This window comes from Aliiruegeria sabulilitoris, from assembly GCF_001558155.1.
In the GTDB taxonomy this organism is placed as follows: Bacteria; Pseudomonadota; Alphaproteobacteria; order Rhodobacterales; family Rhodobacteraceae; genus Tropicimonas; species Tropicimonas sabulilitoris.
In genome coordinates, this window is record NZ_LOAS01000002.1 from 192,209 (window position 1) to 206,978 (window position 14,770).

The 14,770-nt window shown below is 63.7% G+C and carries 13 protein-coding genes; 6 read left to right on the plus strand and 7 right to left on the minus strand.

The genetic code is table 11. The features are described 5' to 3' along the window. The first annotated feature begins 68 nt into the window (after window positions 1–68). Entirely contained in the window at window positions 69–242 is a 174-nt protein-coding gene (locus AX756_RS03105; protein ID WP_156461376.1) for a hypothetical protein, read from the plus strand. A 6-nt stretch (window positions 243–248) separates the two neighbouring features. On the opposite strand, the gene AX756_RS03110 is transcribed toward AX756_RS03105, so the two are convergent. Continuing rightward, on the minus strand, window positions 249–791 hold the full coding sequence (locus tag AX756_RS03110) for a GNAT family N-acetyltransferase (RefSeq protein WP_068308552.1): 543 nt from the start codon (window positions 789–791) through the stop codon (window positions 249–251). A 17-nt stretch (window positions 792–808) separates the two neighbouring features. Further along, on the minus strand, window positions 809–1,267 hold the full coding sequence (locus tag AX756_RS03115; RefSeq protein ID WP_068309044.1) for a GatB/YqeY domain-containing protein: 459 nt from the start codon (window positions 1,265–1,267) through the stop codon (window positions 809–811). Window positions 1,268–1,461: 194 nt separating this feature from the next. Here AX756_RS03115 and carA point away from each other — a divergent pair, with 194 nt between their 5' ends. Next, entirely contained in the window at window positions 1,462–2,619 is a 1,158-nt protein-coding gene (gene carA / locus AX756_RS03120; RefSeq protein WP_068308554.1) for a glutamine-hydrolyzing carbamoyl-phosphate synthase small subunit, read from the plus strand. 91 nt (window positions 2,620–2,710) lie between these two features. Then, the gene (locus tag AX756_RS03125; protein WP_082738908.1) at window positions 2,711–4,681 is read left to right on the plus strand and encodes a glycosyltransferase; all 1,971 of its coding nucleotides are present in this window, start codon (window positions 2,711–2,713) and stop codon (window positions 4,679–4,681) included. Between the two features lie 20 nt (window positions 4,682–4,701). Here the strand turns inward: AX756_RS03125 and AX756_RS03130 are convergent, their stop codons facing one another. Continuing rightward, window positions 4,702–5,352 carry a GntR family transcriptional regulator gene (locus AX756_RS03130; RefSeq protein WP_068308556.1) on the minus strand — a complete coding sequence of 217 codons (651 nt, stop codon included), beginning with the start codon at window positions 5,350–5,352 and terminating at the stop codon, window positions 4,702–4,704. Between the two features lie 133 nt (window positions 5,353–5,485). On the opposite strand from AX756_RS03130, the gene AX756_RS03135 reads away from it, so the two are divergent. Continuing rightward, on the plus strand, window positions 5,486–6,136 hold the full coding sequence (locus AX756_RS03135) for a pyrimidine 5'-nucleotidase (RefSeq protein ID WP_068308560.1): 651 nt from the start codon (window positions 5,486–5,488) through the stop codon (window positions 6,134–6,136). A 12-nt stretch (window positions 6,137–6,148) separates the two neighbouring features. Here AX756_RS03135 and AX756_RS03140 read toward each other — a convergent pair whose 3' ends face one another. Further along, window positions 6,149–6,430: a GlsB/YeaQ/YmgE family stress response membrane protein gene (locus tag AX756_RS03140; RefSeq protein ID WP_197431049.1), complete on the minus strand. Its 282-nt coding sequence runs from the start codon at window positions 6,428–6,430 to the stop codon at window positions 6,149–6,151. Window positions 6,431–6,594: 164 nt separating this feature from the next. Here AX756_RS03140 and AX756_RS03145 point away from each other — a divergent pair, with 164 nt between their 5' ends. After that, window positions 6,595–7,260 (plus strand): sulfotransferase, encoded by a 666-nt coding sequence (locus AX756_RS03145; RefSeq protein WP_068308562.1) that lies wholly within the window; start codon window positions 6,595–6,597, stop codon window positions 7,258–7,260. Between the two features lie 193 nt (window positions 7,261–7,453). Beyond that, window positions 7,454–8,581, plus strand: coding sequence for a beta-ketoacyl-ACP synthase III (locus tag AX756_RS03150; protein WP_068308564.1), 1,128 nt, complete (start codon window positions 7,454–7,456; stop codon window positions 8,579–8,581). 165 nt (window positions 8,582–8,746) lie between these two features. Here AX756_RS03150 and lpdA read toward each other — a convergent pair whose 3' ends face one another. From lpdA to AX756_RS03165, 3 genes are all read right to left on the minus strand, one after another. Next, on the minus strand, window positions 8,747–10,141 hold the full coding sequence (gene lpdA, locus AX756_RS03155; protein ID WP_068308566.1) for a dihydrolipoyl dehydrogenase: 1,395 nt from the start codon (window positions 10,139–10,141) through the stop codon (window positions 8,747–8,749). 127 nt (window positions 10,142–10,268) lie between these two features. Further along, a complete protein-coding gene (odhB, locus tag AX756_RS03160) occupies window positions 10,269–11,765 on the minus strand; it encodes a 2-oxoglutarate dehydrogenase complex dihydrolipoyllysine-residue succinyltransferase (RefSeq protein WP_068308571.1) in 1,497 nt (498 codons plus the stop codon). Between the two features lie 4 nt (window positions 11,766–11,769). Further along, on the minus strand, window positions 11,770–14,721 hold the full coding sequence (locus AX756_RS03165) for a 2-oxoglutarate dehydrogenase E1 component (protein WP_068308573.1): 2,952 nt from the start codon (window positions 14,719–14,721) through the stop codon (window positions 11,770–11,772). Window positions 14,722–14,770: the final 49 nt, after the last annotated feature.

Consider the following 14,770-nt stretch of genomic DNA (forward strand, 5'->3'; position numbering starts at 1 on the left):
GGCGGCCGATGCGCAAGGCGGCCCGAATCCTCAGCGCTACAGCCCTTCTATTGCCCGCCGCCTGCGAGGTGTCGGAGCCTGCTGCGGCAGTTTCCCGGGCCAACGGTGAGCTGGTCTTCTGGGCGGGCGGATGCGCCTCCTACCACACTCCGCCCATCGACCTGACCCATCTGCCGCAGAGCGACCTCGTGGCGATTACCGCCTATCTCAAGGTCCTGTCACCGGTCGCCACGCGCTATTAGTGGCGCTTAGCCTTCCGCGGGCGGCGATTGCAGCGTCTGGCTGCCTTCCCCCAACGCGCGCTGCATGTAGACGGTGTCCACCCATTGGCCGTGCTTGAAGCCTACGGCCTTGAGCGTGCCGATCTCCTCGAAGCCCAGCGCCCGATGCAGCTCGATGGAGCCGCGATTGGCGCTGTTGCCGATCACCGCGATCATCTGGCGTCGCCATCCGGCCTCGCAGCGCGCGACCAGTTCCGCCAGCAGCGCCCGACCGACACCCTGCCCGCGCGCGGTCTCCGAGACATAGACCGAATCCTCCACGGTGTTTCGATAGGCCGGGCGCGGACGATAGAGCCCGGCATAGGCATAGCCGAGAACCTCGCCTTCGCGTTCGGCCACCAGATGGGGCAGCCCCATCTCGATCACGGCCAGCCGGCGGGTGCCCAGTTCCTCGGCCGAGGGCGGAACCTCCTCGAAGGTGGCCAGCCCATGCAGAACCTCGTAGGCATAGATCTTCTGGATTGCCGGCAAGTCCCCCGGCGCGCTGTCTCGAACAAGCAGATCCGCCATGCGGAACCCTTTCGCGTTCAGCCGAGCTGAGATTTCACCCGCGGTCCGACGGAACCGAAATCCATCTGGCCTGTATATTTTGCCTTGAGTGCGCCCATGACCTTGCCCATGTCGCGGATGCTCTCCGCGCCGGTGGCGGCAATGGCCTCGGCAATGGCCTTCTCGACCTCTTCCTCGTCGAGTTGGCGCGGCAGGAATTCCTCCAGAACGAGGATTTCATTGCGTTCCTTCTCGGCCAGTTCCAGCCGTCCGCCCTCTTCATAGGCCCGCGCGCTTTCCTGCCGCTGCTTGACCATCTTGCCGAGGATCTGGAGCACATCGGCATCCGTAGCGCCTTCCGTGGCGCCTTCGGCGCGGGTGGCAATGTCGCGGTCCTTGATCGCGGCCGTAATCAGGCGCAGAGTCGAAAGCCTGTCGGCCTGCTTGTTGCGCATCGCGTCCTTCAGGCCTGCACTTACACGGTCTCTGAGCTGCATCATTTCGGATATCCTTGGGTTCCCCAACCACGGGCGGGGGTGATAGTGGTTTCGGCGGCATCTGGCAAGCCGCGAGCGGAATCGCCCAAACGCGGCCCCACCGATGCCCGCTCTCGAAACGCCCGTTCGCTCTGCCTTGACGCCCCGCCGCCCGCCACATAGTTTGCCGCCGATTTGCCCGCAGGAGTTGCCAGATGCCCCAGTCCAAGCCCACCGCTTGCCTTGCCCTCGCCGATGGAACGCTGTTTTACGGACAGGGCTTCGGAGCAACCGGTCAGACGGTGGCCGAGCTGTGCTTCAACACGGCGATGACCGGCTACCAGGAGATCATGACCGACCCCTCCTATGCCGGCCAGATCGTCACCTTCACCTTCCCGCATGTGGGCAATGTCGGCGTGAACCCGGACGATGACGAGACGGGCGACCCGGTCGCCGCCGGCATGGTCGTGAAGTGGGATCCGACCGAACCCTCCAACTGGCGCTCAGCCGAGAACCTCAAGCCCTGGCTCGAACGGCGCGGCCGGATTGGAATCGGCGGCGTGGACACTCGGCGGCTGACCCGCGCCATCCGGCAGCAAGGTTCGCCCCATGTGGCACTGGCGCACGACCCGGAGGGCAATTTCGACATTGCCGCGCTGGTCAAGGCGGCCCGTGGCTTCCCCGGACTTGTCGGGCTCGACCTCGCCAAGGACGTGACCTGCGCGCAGAGCTATCGCTGGGACGAGATGCGGTGGGCCTGGCCGGAAGGCTACACGCCGCAGACCGAACCGAAATTCAAGGTCGTCGCGCTCGATTTCGGCGCCAAGCGCAACATCCTGCGCTGCCTGGCATCGGTGGGCTGCGATGTGACCGTGCTGCCGGCCACCGCCACCTCCGAAGAGGTTCTCGCCCATGACCCCGACGGCGTCTTCCTGTCCAACGGTCCGGGCGATCCGGCAGCAACGGGGAAATATGCCGTTCCGATGATCAAGGACGTGCTGGAGAAAACGGACCTTCCGGTCTTCGGCATCTGCCTCGGCCACCAGATGCTCGCCCTCGCCCTTGGTGCGCGGACGATCAAGATGAACCACGGCCATCACGGCGCGAACCACCCGGTCAAGGACCTGGAGACCGGCAAGGTCGAGATCACCTCGATGAACCATGGCTTCACCGTGGATAGCCAAACCCTGCCGCAAGGCGTGGTCGAGACGCATGTCTCGCTGTTCGACGGCTCGAACTGCGGCATCCGCATGGCCGAGCGCCCGGTCTTCTCGGTGCAGTACCACCCCGAGGCCAGCCCCGGCCCGCAGGACAGCTTCTACCTGTTCGAACGTTTCGCCGCTGCAATGGACGCGCGGAAGGTCACAGCCTGACCCTCTGCGCGCAATCTGCGCATATAGGTTAACCGCTCCTTAACCACGCTGTTCACAGAGTCGTCCCAACCGCAGGGATTCCGACTCGCAGATGACAGCGCCCACACGCCTTTCGCAACTGACCAACCTGGTCAAGCCGTCGGACCCGCCGCGCTTTCGCACCATTCGCAGCGAACCGCGCGTCATCGAGGGCGGTGCGCCAGCCAAGGACCTAGTGGGTCAGCGTCTGATCCATCGTGGCGCGGTCAAGCCGGGCGACCTGGTCAAGGCGCTGGCGATGCAGGCCCGGCAGGATGCGCGCCTGGGCGACATTCTGCTGTCCAACGGCATGGTCACGCAATCGGCGCTCTTGGCGGTCCTGTCCGAGCAATGGCAGGCGGATGTGGCCGACCTGGATACCTTGCCCCCCGAAACCGACCTGATCGACGCCTACGGGGCAACGCGCTGCCTGAGCAACGGTCTGGTGCCATGGCGCCGCGACGGGCAGAGCGTCATCGTCGCCACCACGCGGCCGGAGCGCTTTGCCATCTTCCGGGACGAACTCGAGGCGCTTTTTGGAAAGGTCCGGATGGCGCTGACAACGGATCCGGAGCTGCACCGCGCCATTACGCTTGTTCGCAACCCGCTGTTGGCCGAACGTGCCGAGCAACGCGTGGATCTGAACCTGTCCTGTCGCGCGTGGAACGGGCGCAGGACGGCCCGGATCGTCACGCTGCTGCTGGTGCTGATGGCGGTTGCCGGGGCGTTCCGGCCCGTTGTCACCTTTTCCCTGCTCGCCGCATGGGCGATCGGCACCCTGGCTGTCACGCTCGCGCTCAAGACGGCGGCGCTCTTTTTCGCCGTTCGGCAGCGCGCCGGCAATCGCCCGGACATCTTTCATACGATCCGCCGCAAGGGGCCGACCATCGCCCGGCTGCCGACCGTTTCGGTCATGGTGCCACTCTTCATGGAGGAGAATATCGCGGAAAAGCTGGTGAAACGGCTGGAACGGCTGGCCTATCCAAAGGAGCTGATGGATATCCTGCTGGTCGTGGAACAGACGGATACGCAAACACAGGCGGTTCTCGAATGCACGGAACTGCCGCACTGGATGCGGGTGGTCGTTGTCCCGGCCGGCGGCGTGCAGACCAAGCCGCGCGCGCTGAACTACGCGCTGGATTTCTGCAAGGGCCAGATCATCGGCGTCTGGGATGCCGAGGATGCCCCCGATGCCGACCAGTTGCACAAGGTCGTGCGGCACTTCCACGATCGCGGACCGGAGGTGGCTTGCCTGCAAGGGCGACTGGATTACTACAACGCCCGCACCAACTGGCTCAGCCGTTGCTTCACCATCGAATATGCGAGTTGGTTCGGCGTCGTTCTTCCGGGCCTGCAAAAGATGAAACTGGCCCTGCCGCTCGGTGGCACCACGCTATATTTCCGTCGTGCCGCGCTCGAAAATCTGGGCGGATGGGACGCGCATAACGTGACCGAAGATGCCGATCTCGGCATGCGGCTGGTCCGAATGGGCTACCGGACGGAAATGGTGGACACCACCACCCGTGAGGAAGCGAATTGCCGGGTCCTGCCGTGGATCAAGCAACGCTCGCGCTGGCTCAAGGGCTATGCCATGACCTGGGCCGTGCATATGCGCAACCCCGTGCAGCTTTGGCGCGAACTGGGCGCCTGGCAATTCGCCGGGTTCCAGGTGCTGTTTCTCGGAACGCTGTCGCAGTTCCTGCTGGCGCCGGTTCTGTGGTCCTTCTGGCTACTGGCTTTCGATCTGCCCCACCCGCTGCAGGGCCTCATCCCTCCCGGCCTGTACCTGTCGATGATCGCGCTGTTCGTGTTTTCCGAAGCGATCACCATCACTCTCGGGCTTTTTGCTGTGAACCAACGCGGGCGGCGGTTTCTCATGGTTTGGGTGCCAACCCTGCATGCCTATTTCCCGCTCGCAGCCATCGCCTCCTACAAGGCGTTTTTCGAGATCCTGACCAATCCGTTCTACTGGGACAAGACCCGGCACGGCCTGCATGACGAGGCCACCGAGCCCGATCCGGTCACGCCCGATCCGATGATCTGATCGCGCTCGCCCTCCAGCCGTCAAAGCGCCTTGGACGCCTCGCTGTCCTGCGTCAGCCGTTCGATGAAAGCGTTGGAGATATGGGCCTTCAGCGCGTCATAGGCGGCCTGTTCTTCCCGCGCCTTGATCGCGGAAACGATCGCTTCGTGCTCCGCCATCGCCGTCTCGCCCCGCCCCTCGGCGGCCAGCGAGGTTGTCGCCATCAGCGCCATCGAACGGTAGACGAGGTCGAGCTGCTGGACGAGGTAGCGGTTATGAGAGGCCAGGTGGATCTGTCGGTGGAAACGGCGATTGGCGCGGGCCAGTGCGGACGGGTCGTTGATCAGCTTGCGGTCCGCCACGATCATCTGCTCCATCACGCGCACCTCCTCGACCGCTGCGTGACGGGCGGCCAGACGGGCGGCGAGCCCCTCCAGCTCGGACCGCACGACGTAAAGCTCGGCCAGCTGGTTGTGATCGAGCGAGGCAACGATCAGGCTGCGCCCATCGCGTGCCAAGAGTGATTGCGTCTCCAGCCGCTGCAACGCCTCCCGGATCGGCGTGCGGGAGACGCCGAACCGCTCGGCCAACTCGGATTCGACCAGCCGGTCGCCGGGCTTGTAGATACCGACGTCAATCGCCTCCAGAATCAGGTCATAGGCATCCTTCTGAGCCGGTTTTTCGTTCGACATCCCGTTTCCTCTGCTTCGAGGCGCATAAGCTACAGCAATCGCATGTTTATTCAAGAAGTCGAAGCCATGCGCCGCGATACTGTGGCAACAGCTTCGCTTGCGCCTGCCTTCGCTCGTACATAGGTTTCGCTCCATGGTGACCGATCGCTTCTCTCACGTGACGACTTGGGTCTTCGACCTGGACAACACGCTCTATCCGCCGCAGGCGCGGCTGTTCGATCAGATCGAGGTTCGCATGACCGACTGGGTGATGCGCACGCTTTCGGTTGACCGGAACGAGGCCGACCGGCTGCGCAAGTATTATTGGGCCCAATACGGCACCACGCTGGCCGGGCTCATGCGCGAACATGGGGTCGACCCGGGGCCCTACCTGCACGAAGTCCACGAGATCGACCTGAGCCACCTGGTACAGGACCCGGCCCTTGCCAGCGGCATCCGCGCCCTGCCCGGCCGGCGCATCGTCTATACCAACGGCTCGCGCCCCTATGCCGAACGGGTTGTCGCCGCGCGCGGCCTGGAGGGGCTGTTCGACGCGATTTATGGCGTGGAACATGCCGGATTTCATCCGAAACCGGAGCGCGTTGCATTCGAGGCGGTCTTTGCCACCGACGGGCTGAACCCGGCTTTTGCCGCCATGTTCGAGGACGACCCGCGCAACCTCGCCGCGCCGTTCGAGATGGGAATGCGGACGATCCATGTTGCGCCGGACCCGGCGCCCGCGCCCCATATCGATCACCACACGGACAATCTCGCGGATTTCCTCGGACAGTTTTCCCGCGCCTGAACGGCTTCAGCCTCAAACCCGCTTGATGATCCGGATCAACAGCAACACAGCGGCCGCTCCTAGAGAGGCTGCAACGACAGAGCCGAAAAAGCCGCTCCCGAAGCTCAGACCGATCATCGGCAGCGCCCAATTGGCAAGGATCGCGCCTCCGATCCCCAGAACGGTATTGGCAAGGAAGCCGAAACCACCCCCCGCCACCAGTTTGCCAGCCAGCCACCCCGCGATGGCCCCGATCACGATCGCGATCAGCCAGCCCGAGAAAACCATCGTTTCCGCCTGCGAAACTCCATCCATGCCGTTCATGCTCCCAAAAAACCTTGATGCAAGAAACCTAGGCACTGCCGCTTCGCGCACCAAGCCCAAAGCCCGCTCACACAAGCATATTTCGGTTGCGCCCTCCCTATCGGCCCACGCCCACGCATGCTACGCCACGGCCGAAGTTTCCAGGATCCGGTTTCATGAAGCATATTTTCATCGTCACTTTCGGCCGTACCGGCTCCACCGCCTTGCTCAAGACGCTCAACGCCATCGAGGGTGCCTGTATCCGGGGGCAGAACGGCGCGCTTCTTTGCAGCCTCGCTGAGGCGGCCGAGACCCTCGCGGACCGGCACCGGGAACGCTCGGGAAACCGCGCGCGGCTGACAGGAAACCCGTGGTACGGCATCGATGAGGCCAACCCGGACGATTTTGCCCGCTCGCTCGCCCAAAGTTTTGCGCGCAACGTGCTAAACCCGCCCGAAGGGACCCGGATCACCGGGTTCAAGGAAATCAACTATACCGACGAGACGCTGACGGACCGGAATTTCGACGCTGTTCTGGGCTTCATGCTCCGCTATTTCGAAGATCCGCATATCATCTTTCTCACGCGCGACCCGGTGGAGGCCTCTCAATCCGGTTGGTGGCAGGACCGGGACCAGGACGTGGTGACAGATGTTCTGGAAATGACGATCGAGCGTTTCCACAAGGCGCATGCAGCCAATCCGGAACGCAGCTTTCTCATCGACCACGCCGATTTCGACCGAAACCCTGCCGGCCTGCTCCCCCTTCTGGACTGGCTCGGCGAAACGCTGCCCATGGACCTGTTGGCCAACAGTCTCGAGGAGCGGCTTTTACACCTGAACTGAGGGGCCGACCGTCGCCCATTGGCTCTCCCGCTCTGCTGTGTCACGGCCTGGCCTCTCATTGCGGTCGCGTCTCAGGGAACCGCCCGGCATTTTCTTGCCGCGAAGGCCCCGGTCCCGCTTCCGCTGATGCCAGCCCCTCTTGACCTTCCCGTAAACAAAGGCTCTTTGACGGGGATCGACAAGGAGTCCCGCGATGTATCAGCCAGCGATCACCGGAACGGGGGTCTTCACGCCCTCTGAGATCATCACCAATGATGAGTTGGTCGCGGCCTTCAACGCCTATGCCGACCGCATGAACGCGGAAAATGCCGACGCCATCGCCGCGGGCGAGATGGAGGCGATACAGCATTCCTCCACCGAGTTCATCATCGCCGCCTCCGGTATCGAAAACCGTTACGTGCTGAACAAATCCGGCGTGCTCGACCCTGAGGTCATGGCGCCGATCCTTCGGGAGCGCTCGGACGAGGAGCCGGGCGTCATGGCCGAAATGGCCGTGGATGCCTGCACCAAGGCGCTCGAACAGGCGGGCGTTGACGCCGCCGAGGTCGATGCCGTGCTCTGCGCGGCCTCCAACCACGAGCGCGCCTACCCGGCCATCGCGGTCGAGATCCAGAAACTGCTCGGCTGCGGCGGTTTCGGCTTCGACATGAATGTCGCCTGTTCCTCCGCCACTTTCGGAATACAGGCCGCGGCCGACATGATCCGCGCCGGCTCCATCCGCAAGGCGCTGGTGGTCAACCCCGAAATCTGCTCGGCCCATCTCGAATGGCGCGACCGGGACTGCCATTTCATCTTCGGTGACGTCTGCACCGCCGTGCTGCTGGAGCGCGAGGAAGACGCCAAGGGGCCGCATTTCACCATCCGCTCGACGCGGCTGGCCACCGAGTTTTCCAACAATATCCGCAACAATAACGGCTTCCTGCGCCGTACCCGCAATGGCCACATGCAAGACCGCCGCGACATGCTCTTCATGCAGGAGGGCCGCAAGGTTTTCAAACAGGTGCTACCGATGGTCAGCGCCCATATCGCCGCGCACATGGCCGACGAGGGGATCGCCAAGGAAGACCTGAAGCGGATCTGGCTGCACCAGGCCAACAAGACGATGAACGATTTCATCGGCAAGAAGGTCATGGGACGCGTACCTACGCCCGAGGAACAGCCCAATATCCTGCAGGACTATGCCAACACGTCCTCAGCCGGTTCCATCATCGCCTTTTCCAAGTTCTCCGAGGACATGGAGACGGGCGATATCGGCCTGATCTGCTCCTTCGGCGCCGGCTATTCCGTGGGCTCCGTCATCGTGGAAAGGAAATTCGTATGATCCGCATCGCCATGCTGACCGCCCTGCTTGTCCTTCTGGCAAGTTGCGGCGGCGTCCCCCTCGTCCCCATCATCTGAAAGGGGCCCCTTGGGGCCCCTGTCATCTTTCCGAGTCTTTTTAGGGGGGGGGCCGGGAGGCAGACAGCCCACTAGCTCCTGAGACCAATCACGCGTGGATCGGGCCATCGCCGCACGCCATCGCCGCCTCCCGCACCGCTTCCGAAGTGGTCGGGTGGGCGTGGCAGGTACGGGCGAGATCCTCGGCCGAGGCGCCGAACTCCATCGCAACACAGATCTCGTGGATCATCTCGCCAGCGACCGGGCCGATGATATGGGCGCCGAGGATACGGTCGGTTTCCTTGTCGGCCAGGATCTTCACGAAGCCGTCGGACTGCATCATCGCCTTGGCGCGGCCATTGCCCATGAAGTTGAACTTGCCCGCCTTGTAGGCCCGTCCGGCTTCCTTCAACTGCTCCTCCGTCGCACCGACCGAGGCTACCTCGGGCGTGGTATAGATCACGCCGGGAATGAGGTTGTAGTCGATATGCGGCTTCTGCCCGGCGATCATCTCGGCCACGGCACCGCCCTCGTCCTCGGCCTTGTGCGCCAGCATCGGGCCGTCGATCACGTCGCCGATGGCGTAGACGCCCGGAATATTGGTCTGGTAATGCGCATCGACCTCGATCTGGCCGCGCTTGGACATCTTGACGCCCAACGTGTCGAGCCCCAGCCCTTCGGTGAAGGGCAGACGGCCCGTGGCGACGAGGACCACATCGGCATCGACCGTGTGCTCTGCACCATCCTTGCGCATCGCATACGTAACCTTGGCCTTGGTCTTGAGTGTCTCGACCTTGGAAACGGCGGCGCCGGTGATGATGTCCAGCCCCTGCTTCTTGAGGATCTTCTGGAAAGCGCGGGCAACCTCAGCATCGGCGCCCGGGGTGATCGCGTCGAGGAACTCGATCACGGTGACCTCGGAGCCGAGGCGGCTATAGACGGAGCCAAGTTCCAGCCCGATCACGCCAGCACCGACCACGACCATCTTCTTCGGGACCTTCGGCAGTTCCAGCGCACCGGTGGAGGTGACGACGATCTTCTCGTCGATCTCGACCTCGGCGCCGGGAATGGAAGCCGCAGAGGAGCCCGACGCGATGATGATATGCTTGGCCTCGTGGATCTCGTCACCGACCTTGACCTTGCCGGCCTCGGGGATCGAGCCCCAGCCCTTGAGCCAATCGATCTTGTTCTTCTTGAACAGGAACTCGATGCCCTTCGTATTCGTGTCGATCACGCCCTGCTTGTAGTCGAGCATCTTGTCGAACTCGACCTTCGGCTTGCCGGCCTTGATGCCCATTTCCTCGAAATTGTGCTCGGCCTCGTGGACGAGATGCGAGGCGTGTAGCAGCGCCTTGGACGGGATACAGCCGACGTTGAGGCAGGTGCCCCCCAGCGTCTCGCGCCCTTCGACACATGCGGTTTTGAGGCCCAGTTGGGCGCAGCGGATGGCGCAGACATAGCCGCCAGGGCCGGCGCCGATTACGATGACGTCATAGGATGCCATGATGTGTTCCTTTGCGGTTGTCGCGCGCCCGGTGGCGGCGTGGGAGGGGGGCTGTCTGCCCCCCGGTGCCATGCGGCCCCCCCCCCGAGGATGTTTTCGAACAGATGATAGGGCGATCGCGATGCGATCAGAGATCCATCAACAGGCGGCGCGGGTCTTCGAGCGCTTCCTTGACTTTTACCAAGAATGTCACGGCACCCTTGCCGTCGACGATGCGGTGATCGTAGCTGAGCGCGAGATACATCATCGGGCGGGCGACGATTTCTCCGTTGATGACCATCGGGCGCTGCTGGATCTTGTGCATGCCGAGGATGCCCGATTGCGGCGGGTTGAGGATCGGCGAGGACATCAGCGAGCCGTAGACGCCACCGTTGGAGATGGTGAAGGTGCCGCCCTGCATTTCGGCCATGGAGAGCTTACCGTCGCGGGCGCGGCGGCCTTTCTCGGCAATCGCCGCCTCGATCTCGGCAAAGCCCATCTGGTCGGCGTCGCGGATGACGGGGACGACGAGGCCCTGCGGCGTGCCGGCGGCGATGCCCATATGGACGAAGTTCTTGTAGACGATCTCGTCGCCGTCGATCTCGGCATTGACCTCGGGCACTTCCTTCAGCGCGGCGCAGCAGGCCTTGGTGAAGAAGGACATGAAGCCGAGGCGGACGCCGTGGCGCTTCTCGAACTCGTCCTTGTATTGCGAGCGCAGGGCCATCGTCTCCGTCATGTCCACCTCGTTATAGGTGGTCAGGATCGCGGCGTTGTTCTGTGCGTCCTTGAGGCGGCGGGCGATGGTGGCGCGCAGGCGGGTCATCTTGATGCGCTCTTCGCGGGCAGCATCCTCGGCCGGGACCGGGGCGCGCGGGGCGGCCGGGGCGGCGGGCTTGGCGGCCGGCTTGTTGAGCGCGGCGATGACGTCTTCCTTCATCACGCGACCATCACGGCCGGAGCCCTGGACGGCAGCCGGGTCCATGCCCTTTTCGGCCATCAACTTGCGGGCGGAAGGCGCGTCCGCGACGTCCTTGGCAGACGCCGGGGCGGCTGCAGCGGGCGCGGCGGCGGGCGCAGGGACTGCGGCGGCGCCTTCACCGGCGGCGATCACGGCCAGCTTGGCAGTGGCATCGACAGTGGAGCCTTCAGGCGCGGCGATCTCGGTCAGAACACCTGCGACCGGGGCCGGAACCTCGACGGAGACCTTGTCGGTTTCCAGCTCGCAGAGCATCTCGTCCTGCGCGACCGTATCGCCCACGGCCTTGAACCAGGTGGACACGGTGGCTTCCGTGACGCTCTCGCCAAGGGTCGGGACCATCACATCGACCGAGGCGCCGCCAGCAGCCGGGGCCGGAGCGGCCTCGGCGGGGGCAGCTTTTGCGGCGGGCGCGGGGGCGGCACCTTCGCCGGCCTGCAACGTGGCCAGCAGGGCGTCGACACCGACGGTTTCGCCTTCGCCAGCGACGATCTCGCCCAGAACACCGGCGGACGGCGCGGGAACCTCGACCGTTACCTTGTCTGTTTCCAGCTCGCACAGCATCTCATCGATGGCGACAGCATCGCCGGGTTTCTTGAACCAGGTTGCGACGGTGGCTTCGGTGACGCTTTCGCCCAGGGTGGGCACGCGGACTTCAATGGTCATTTTTTCACTTCCCTTCGATGGTCAGCGCTTCGTCGATGAGCGCGGCTTGCTGTGCTTTGTGCATGGAGGCCAGGCCGGTGGCCGGCGAGGCGGAGGCTGCGCGGCCGGCATAGGCCGGGCGCTTGTGGCTTGCGCCGATACGGGTCAGGACCCATTCGATATTCGGCTCGATGAAGGTCCAGGCACCCTGGTTCTTGGGTTCTTCCTGGCACCAGACCATCTCGGCCCCCTTGAAACGCTCCAGTTCCTTGACCAGCGAGATCGCCGGGAACGGGTAGAACTGCTCGATGCGCAGCAAGTAGATATCGTCGATGCCGCGCGCGTCGCGCTCCTCCAGCAGGTCGTAGTAGACCTTGCCCGAGCACATGACGACGCGCTTGATGTCGCTGTCCGCCTTGAGCTGGGTATCGGAATTGCCCTTTTCCGCATCGTCCCAGAGGACCCGGTGGAAGGAGGATCCGGTGGTGAAATCCTCGCGATTGGAGATGCAGAACTTGTGGCGCAGCAGCGATTTCGGCGTCATCAGCACCAGCGGCTTGCGGAAGGAGCGGTGCAGCTGGCGGCGCAGGATGTGGAAATAGTTCGCGGGCGTCGAGCAGTTTGCCACGATCCAGTTGTCCTGACCGCACAGTTGCAGCCAGCGTTCCAGACGCGCGGAGGAGTGCTCCGGTCCCTGCCCTTCGAAGCCGTGCGGCATCAGCATGACGAGGCCCGACATGCGCAGCCACTTGCTTTCACCCGAGGAAATGAACTGATCGAACATGATCTGCGCGCCGTTGGCAAAATCGCCGAACTGGGCTTCCCAGAGCGTGAGCGCGTTCGGTTCGGCGAGCGAGTAGCCGTACTCGAACCCGAGCACCGCGTATTCCGACAGCGCCGAGTCGATGACATCGTAATGCGCCTGACCTTCGCGGATATGGTTGAGCGGATAGTAGCGCTCTTCAGTCTGCTGGTTCACAAAGCCGGAATGGCGTTGCGAAAAGGTGCCGCGCGTCGAGTCCTGGCCTGCAAGGCGTACCGGATACCCTTCGGTCAGGAGCGATCCGAAGGCCAGCGCCTCGCCGGTGGCCCAATCGAAACCCTTGCCGGTTTCGAACATTTGCGACTTGGCCTCGAGAAGCCGGCCGATCGTCTTGTGCAGCGGGTAGCCTTCGGGAGCGGTCACGAGCGAACGGCCGACCTCGTCGAATGTCTCGTTCGGGATCGCCGTTTCGCCGCGTTGGTAGCTGTCGCCCTCGCGGTCGAGATGCGACCAGCGGCCGTCCAGCCAGTCCGCCTTGTTCGGCTTGAATTCCTTGCCAGCCTCGAACTCGTCGTTCAGCTTGGCCTGGAAGGACGCCTTCATGTCCTCGATCTCGCCCTCGGGGATCAGACCGTCCTTGACCAGCCGCTCGGTATAGAGGGCCAGCGTCGTCTTGTGCTTCTTGATGTTGTTGTACATCACCGGGTTGGTGAACATGGGCTCGTCGCCCTCGTTGTGACCGAACCGGCGGTAGCAGAAGATGTCGATCACGACATCCTTGTGGAACTTCTGGCGGAACTCGGTCGCGACCTTGGCGGCGTGCACGACGGCCTCCGGATCGTCGCCGTTGACGTGGAAGATCGGGGCTTCCACCACCAGCGCGTTATCCGTCGGATAGGGCGAGGAGCGCGAGAAATGCGGCGCCGTGGTGAAGCCGATCTGGTTGTTCACGACGATATGGATCGTTCCGCCGGTGCGATGACCCTTGAGGCCGGACAGCGCGAAGCATTCCGCAACGACACCCTGACCGGCAAAGGCGGCATCGCCATGCAGCAGGATCGGGATCACCGAGGTGCGATGCGGGTCGTTGTTCTGGTCCTGCTTGGCGCGCGACTTGCCCAGCACAACCGGGTTCACGGCTTCAAGGTGAGAGGGGTTCGCGGTCAGCGACAGGTGCACCGAGTTACCGTCGAACTCGCGGTCGGAAGAAGCGCCGAGATGGTACTTCACGTCTCCGGAGCCGTCCACGTCCTCGGGCTTGAAACTGCCGCCCTGGAACTCGTTGAAGATGGCGCGATAGGGCTTGCTCATCACGTTGGCCAGCACGCTAAGGCGGCCGCGGTGCGGCATGCCGATCACAACGTCGGTGACGCCGAGCGCACCGCCGCGCTTGATGATCTGCTCCATGGCCGGGATCAGCGATTCACCGCCATCGAGGCCGAAACGCTTGGTGCCCATGTATTTGACATGCAGGAACTTCTCGAAGCCCTCGGCCTCGACCAGCTTGTTCAGGATCGCGCGGCGGCCCTCGCGGGTGAACTGGATCTCCTTGCCGAAGCCCTCGATCCGCTCCTTGAGCCAGGCAGCTTCCTCCGGGTTCGAGATGTGCATGTATTGCAGCGCGAAGGTGCCGCAATAGGTGCGCTTCACGATGTCGAGGATCTGGCGCATCGTCGCCACTTGCAGGCCAAGCACGTTGTCGATGAAGATCGGCCGGTCCATGTCGGCGTCCTTGAAGCCGTAGGAGGCCGGGTCCAGTTCCGGGTGCGGTGTCGCATCGCGCATGCCCAGCGGGTCCAGATCCGCAACCAGATGGCCCCGGATCCGGTAGGCGCGGATGATCATCAGGGCACGGATGGAATCCAGAACGGCGCGCTTGATCTGGTCATCGGAAACCGCGACGCCCTTTTCGGCGGCCTTGGTCTTGATCTTCTTGCCAGCGTCGCGAACTTCGGGCTCGGCCCATTCACCTGTCAGCGCCGCGGTCAGCTCGTCGGCCATGAAAGAGGACGGTCGCGCCCAGGACGGTCCTGTCGCCTCGGCCCGCACGTCCTGTTCCTCATCGCCAAGCTGGCGGAAGAACTCGCCCCAGGCTTCGTCGACGGAAGCTGGGTCGCTGGAGTAGCGCGCGTAAAGCTGCTCCACGTATTCCGCGTTATGGCCCTGAAGGAAGCTCGAAGCGTGGAAAATGTCGTTCGGGCTGTGTTCGGTCATCGTCGCACCTTTGGGTTTCTTTTTCTTGCCGCGTCTCGGCGGCCGGTTG